Genomic DNA, 5,818 nt, shown 5'->3' with positions numbered 1-5,818 from the left:
CAACCTCGCGAAGCGCATAACGGACGAGACCATACCAACCTGGCGAGGGACCTACTAGGCCATAAGCCGTATATCGGTTACATCAAACGCCCTCTCACAGTTGCCCGCTAACAACGGATTAGGACGGCTCTGACGCCGTGATCACACCAGCCACCGCAAGATCATCTCACCCGTGACCAGCAGATACGGGACAACCCTTAAACGGCATTGAACCGGTATCCGAGCAGCGGAGGTTTTCTCGGCGAGAATCTCCGTCGTGCCGCAGGAACTGTGCGTATTCATATGACAGTATACGATTTACGTATTCTCTGGAAACGGCAGGTTCGCATGGTGTTTCCCTTCGGTGCCTTACATTCAGGGCGCTCATTGCGAAGGATGGAAACATCATTCACCTTTCCGAGGAGTTCACAGGCATGACTGCCCTTCGGCCCCCGAAGCGCACCCGGCGCACCTTCACCGCCCTCGCGGGCGCGGCGGTGATGGCCGCCGGATCACTCGGACTCTGGGCCACCACCGCCCAGGCCGCCGCCCTCCCGACCCCCGACCACGTGGTGGTCGTGGTGATGGAGAACCACGCCTACTCGGCGGTCATCGACAGCTCCAACGCGCCGTACCTGAACAATACCCTGAAGGCGGGCGGGGCCAACCTGACCCAGTCCTACGGCCTCACCCACCCCAGCGAGCCCAACTACTACCAGCTGTTCTCGGGCTCCAACCAGGGCCGCACCGACGACAGCTGCGTGAGCGTCGGCTCCATCTCGGCACCCAACCTGGCGTCCGAGCTGATCGCCGCCGGCAAGACCTGGGCCAGCTACAACGAGGGCCTGCCCAGCCAGGGTTCGACGGTCTGCTCCAGCGGCAAGTACGCGCAGAAGCACAACCCGTGGTTCGGCTTCTCCAACGTGCCGACCACGACCGCCAAGACCATGACCCAGTTCCCGACCGACTACACGACCCTGCCGAAGGTGTCGTTCGTCGTCCCCAACCAGTGCAACGACATGCACGACTGCTCGGTGTCGACCGGCGACACCTGGATCAAGAACAACCTGGGCGCGTACGCGACCTGGGCGAAGACCCACAACAGCATGCTCGTGGTGACCTTCGACGAGGATGACAGGCTCGCCGGCAACCGCATCCCGACCGTCTTCTACGGCGAGAACGTCACCCCCGGCAGCTCCACCGCCACCACCTACAACCACTACAACGTGCTGCGCACCCTGGAGGACCTGGCCGGCCTGACCAGCCACGCGGGCAACGCCGCGACCGCCTCCGACATCACCGGCATCTGGACCACCGGCACCGGCAACACCGTCAGCGTGACCGCACTCAACAACCAGAGCGCGGCCGCCGGCACCGCTGTCGCCCCGCTCCAGATCAGCGCCACCGACTCGGCCACCGGCCAGAGCCTCACCTACACCGCCACCGGCCTGCCCACCGGCCTGACCATCAACTCCATCACCGGCCAGATCACCGGCACCCCGACCAGTGTCGGGACCACCACGGTCACCGTCACCGCCACCGACACCACCGGCGCCTCCGGCTACGCCACCTTCACCTGGGCCGTCAACCCGGTACTCAGCGGCACCCACACCCTGACCACCGGGGGCAAGGCCCTCGACGACCCGAACAGCTCCACCCTCACGGGCACCCAGCTCATCACCTGGAGCACTAACGGAGGCACCAACCAGAACTGGGTCCTCACCCAGCAGACCGACGGCAGCTACCAGATCACCAACGGCCTCTCCAGCCTCTGCATGGACGTCAGCGGGAACTCCCCGAACGCGGACGCCCAGATCATCCAATGGACCTGCAACGGCGGCACCAACCAGCACTGGGTGGTCACCGCCGTCACCGGCGGCTACACCATCACCTCCAAGAGCAGCGGACTCTCCCTGACCACCGCCTCCACCTCCAACGGCGCCCTGGTCACCCAGCAGACCGACACCGGCTCCGTCCAGCAGCGCTGGACCATTAACTGACCCTCCGCCCGCAAGGACGGACCTGACCCATCCCGACCGACGGGGCCCTGCGGACACCCACCGCAGGGCCCCACCCCTTCCCGAACCAGGCCCGGGCGCAGAATCCGGCCTCCGGTCCAGCGCGCCCTGGACACGAGCCCGGACAATCTGATGGCTAAGACCGTGTCCTACGTGGTGAGCTTGGCCAGTCGTTTGTGGCATGTGATGACGGCGGCGAGGTCGCAGAAGGCCAGATAGTGCAGGTGGTCGCGTTCGTAGCGTCGGGCGATCCGGCGGTAGCCGGTGAGCCATGACGTTGGGTCGGCCGCGCAGCGAGGCGCCTGCCGTGGCAGGTCCTTTTCCGCGCGGCCTCCCGCCGAACCGGACATGACGGTTTCCCTGTCATCCGGCTCTCCAGTGATCACGGCGTGAGTGATCCGGCCGTTCGTGCCTCGTGGATACGGTCGTGACAAGTGCCGCAGGCCACAAGGGTTTTGCGGCGCCGGTCGAGCATGACGCGTGTCCAGTCGGACGGCGGCCATCCAGCTCGCGCGAGGTCGGCGAGGGCCCGGACGTGATGCACCTGAACATCACCGACGGCCCCGCAGACTTCGCACGTGTCCGCCAGGAGCCGGGCGATCAGCTCCTTCTGCGGATAGTCCACCCCGACAGGCCGACGGTCGGTGATCTTCGCCGACCGCTGCTGCTGGAGAGGGATTCCACCGAACCGCGCCACCAGCGGCTGCCTGTTCTTCCGTTCGATGCGGGCTTCGAGCAGACTCGGGGCCCGCCTGGTGTGTCGATTCTGGCCTTGTGTCTGGCGGCCATCTTCGTCACGGTCGAACGGTGCTTGGCCGCAAGGGTCTTGAGCATGGAAGTCTCCATGACCCATTGCAGCCGGTGCAGCCGGAAGACGTCTCCGGCGAGCAGGTAGTACTGGACGATGCCCCGGTAGACGGCCCCGAACGTGGCGACGATCGCGTGATCGCTGCCGTTCGTCAGAGCTGTTCGCTTCGCGGGCTTTCCGCGGGCGAGGTAGGGCTCGCATTTGGCCTTGATCACGTCCCGTGGGACACGAAGGGCGATCTGGCCGTTGACCCTGCGGTAGCGGCCGGTCTTCTTCGTGTCGTTGTGCTGGGTCGTGATCTCGTAACCGAGAAACCGTGCCGCCCGGGTGCGGGCGTGGGTGACCAGCGTCTTCTCCAGGGACAGTTCCAGCTTGAGTTCATCACGCAGGAACTGAGCCAGGCGGTGCTTGATCTGCTCGGCCTCGGCCTTGGGTCCGGTGAATCCAAGGAGGTGGTCGTCTGCGTAGCGGACATAGCGAAGCCTGCGATATGACGGATCGTTCGGATCCGCACTCGGCAGACTCACCATCCGCTGACGCAGTGCCCGGGCCTGGACCCGGTCACCGCGCTGGCGGGCTTTCGCCAGCAGATTCTGCAAATCCAGATATTCCGGGTTTCTGGCCCGGCGCTCTCCACGGGTGTACTCCGGGATCAGAAATTTCTCGACGAACTCGTCCAACTTGTGCAGGTAGATGTTGGACAGGATCGGGGAAGCCACACCGCCTTGCGGCGCTCCGGAGAGCGTGGCACCCCATTTCCAGTCCTCCAGGTATCCGGCGTTGAGCATGTTGCGCACCAGCCGCAGGAACCGCTGGTCACGGATCCTTTCGCCGAGGATCGACAGCAGGACCAGGTGGTCCAGGCTGCCGAAGCAGTCGGCGATGTCCCCTTCGACGAACCAGGAGGTCCCGGTCCAGGTGTGGGCCACCTCCCGCAGTGCGGTGTGGCAGCCCCGGCGGGGACGGAACCCGTGCGAGCGGTCGGAGAACGTCGGCTCGTAGTACGCCTCCAAGAGCAAGCGGACCACCTCCCCGACGAGCTTGTCCGACCAGGTCGGGACGGAGACTCTGTTGCTCTATTCGGTCGTGGGTCGCTGACTGCGGCATGATCGCTTCTGTGGTCGTCTCGTGGGCAGGCGGTCGCGGGGGTGGTGCGGGTGTCGATGAGGGCGGTGGGACTGCCGGAGGTCCCGGAGCAGACGGCGCTGGTCGCCGCGGCGGCGTTCCCGAAGGGGACGCTGGCGATGCGGGTGCGGGAGAAGCTGGCGGAGGTGTTCGCGGACGAGCCGTTCGCGCCCGCGTTCGGGGTGCGCGGGGCACCGGGCCTGTCACCGGGGATGCTGGCGCTGGTCACGGTGCTGCAGTTCGCCGAGAACCTGACCGACCGCCAAGCGGCCGCGATGGCGGTCCGGGCGATCGACTGGAAGTACGCGGTCGTGCGCCACGAGGCGCCATCACTCCGGGCAAGGGTGAGAGACCCTTGCCGCTGGTCTGTCGCAGCAGACTAGCGAAGCTGGGGGCAGCCTGACCGCGGAGACGCGCGGGAGGGTGGTAAGCAGCCCCGACAACGACGGGACGCATCGGGACTGCCAGACGGTGCGGGTCCGGCAAGCAAGACGAGACGCCGTACGAGAGGAACCAGCGTCTGAAGCCCCGTAACACTTCCACCGGCTCCAATCTGGCGGATATGGGCCGGGAAGCAGTGCTCGACCCCCGTGGATCGTGCGGGGGCGTCTCCGAAGCCGGATAAGTGCGCCGGTGGGGAGGCCATGCCGAAAGCCTGCGGCGTAGACATGGCGATGCTGCCGGGGTACAGCTGGGCGGCTCACTCGACAACCGGATGGTGGTGAACGTGGGAAGCGGTCCGATGCCGCCCTTTCCGTCCAACGGCCAGTTGGGCGAAGGGCAGGTCCGTCGTCGGCTGACGGCACCGGGTCGTGGCGGAGTCCTCGTAGTAGTCCGAGCGCGCGAGAGGCGCGTACACGGCGAAGGGGGACAGCAAGTCGGCAGTGGAAGGACTGGAAGGCCAGGAGGTTGTCGCCGGTGAACACCGACGAGCTGGAGTCCGCCCTGTTCGGGGCGGAGCTGCGGGTACTGGAGATCCAGACGAAGCTGCACCGTTGGGCCCGCGAGGATTCTCATCGCAGGTTCGATGACCTGTTCAACCTCGTTGCCGACCCCGCGTTCCTTCTGGTTGCGTGGGCTCGGGTGCGGGGCAACAAGGGAGCCCGCACGGCCGGAGTGGACGGCGAGACCGCCTACTACGTGGAGACCGTGCGGGGCGTCGAGGTCTTCCTCGACGGGCTGCGGACCTCGATCAAGGACCGCAGCTTCTGCCCGCTTCCGGTTCGGGAACGGATGATCCCCAAGGCAGGCGGCAAGCTGCGTCGCCTGGGGATCGCGACCGTGACCGACCGGGTGGTGCAGGCGTCCCTGAAGCTGGTGCTGGAGCCGATCTTCGAGGCGGATTTCCTCCCGTGCTCCTACGGGTTCCGCCCCAACCACCGGGCTCACGACGCGGTGGCCGAGGTCCGCCACCTCACCTCCCACTCCTACGAGTGGATCGTGGAGGGCGACATCAAAGCCTGCTTCGACGAGATCTCGCACACGGCCTGATGGACCGGGTACGCGCTCGCGTCGGAGACAGACGCGTCCTGGCCCTGGTGAAGGCGTTCCTGAAGTCCGGCATCCTCGGTGAGGACCGCGTCCTTCGGGAGAACAACACCGGAACCCCGCAAGGGTCGATCCTCTCCCCGTTGCTCAGCAACGTGGCCCTCTCCGTCCTGGACGAGCACATCGCCCGAGGGCCGGGAGGACCGGCGAGCACCTTCAACGACCGGCTCAAGCGCCGCCGTCGCGGACTGCCGAACTACCGGCTGATCCGTTACGCCGACTTATGCGGAACTCGGCATAAGTCTGCTTATGCCGATGTGCGGGTTATGCCGACCGGGGTGGTGAAGGTGCTGGTGACGGGCCTGCGAACGCTGGGCTGACCGGCATAATCCAGTGGTCC

The 5,818-nt window shown here is 66.2% G+C and carries 5 protein-coding genes and 2 pseudogenes; 5 read left to right on the top strand and 2 right to left on the bottom strand.

What is annotated here, in order from left to right; translation table 11 throughout:
- Positions 1 to 413: 413 nt before the first annotated feature.
- Together ACFTWP_RS41130 and ACFTWP_RS41125 are read left to right on the top strand one after the other, a co-directional pair.
- Positions 414 to 1,289 (top strand): annotated as a pseudogene (locus tag ACFTWP_RS41130) (alkaline phosphatase family protein); the annotation flags it as partial.
- 27 nt (positions 1,290 to 1,316) lie between these two features.
- Positions 1,317 to 1,979, top strand: a complete 663-nt coding sequence (locus ACFTWP_RS41125; protein WP_380270315.1) for an RICIN domain-containing protein — start codon at positions 1,317 to 1,319, stop codon at positions 1,977 to 1,979.
- Positions 1,980 to 2,146: 167 nt separating this feature from the next.
- On the opposite strand, the gene ACFTWP_RS41120 is transcribed toward ACFTWP_RS41125, so the two are convergent.
- Both ACFTWP_RS41120 and ACFTWP_RS41115 read right to left on the bottom strand, forming a co-directional pair.
- Complete coding sequence (locus ACFTWP_RS41120; RefSeq protein ID WP_380270314.1) at positions 2,147 to 2,383, bottom strand: hypothetical protein; 237 nt, start codon at positions 2,381 to 2,383, stop codon at positions 2,147 to 2,149.
- Positions 2,380 to 3,872 (bottom strand): annotated as a pseudogene (locus tag ACFTWP_RS41115) (reverse transcriptase domain-containing protein); the annotation flags it as partial. The pseudogene ACFTWP_RS41115 and the gene ACFTWP_RS41120, both read right to left, overlap by 4 nt.
- Positions 3,873 to 3,977: 105 nt before the next feature.
- Between ACFTWP_RS41115 and ACFTWP_RS41110 the strand changes: the two are divergent.
- From ACFTWP_RS41110 to ACFTWP_RS41100, 3 genes are all read left to right on the top strand, one after another.
- Positions 3,978 to 4,313 (top strand): transposase, encoded by a 336-nt coding sequence (locus tag ACFTWP_RS41110; protein WP_380270313.1) that lies wholly within the window; start codon positions 3,978 to 3,980, stop codon positions 4,311 to 4,313.
- Between the two features lie 535 nt (positions 4,314 to 4,848).
- Positions 4,849 to 5,421 carry a reverse transcriptase domain-containing protein gene (locus ACFTWP_RS41105; protein ID WP_380270312.1) on the top strand — a complete coding sequence of 191 codons (573 nt, stop codon included), beginning with the start codon at positions 4,849 to 4,851 and terminating at the stop codon, positions 5,419 to 5,421.
- A 47-nt stretch (positions 5,422 to 5,468) separates the two neighbouring features.
- Entirely contained in the window at positions 5,469 to 5,798 is a 330-nt protein-coding gene (locus tag ACFTWP_RS41100) for a hypothetical protein (RefSeq protein WP_380270311.1), read from the top strand.
- Positions 5,799 to 5,818 lie beyond the last annotated feature (20 nt).

Origin of the sequence: Kitasatospora sp. NPDC057015, from assembly GCF_042673745.1 — a bacterium.
Taxonomy (GTDB): Bacteria; Actinomycetota; Actinomycetes; order Streptomycetales; family Streptomycetaceae; genus Kitasatospora.
Note: the sequence above shows the minus strand (reverse complement) of the source record. Positions and strands in the feature narration are given on the sequence as shown.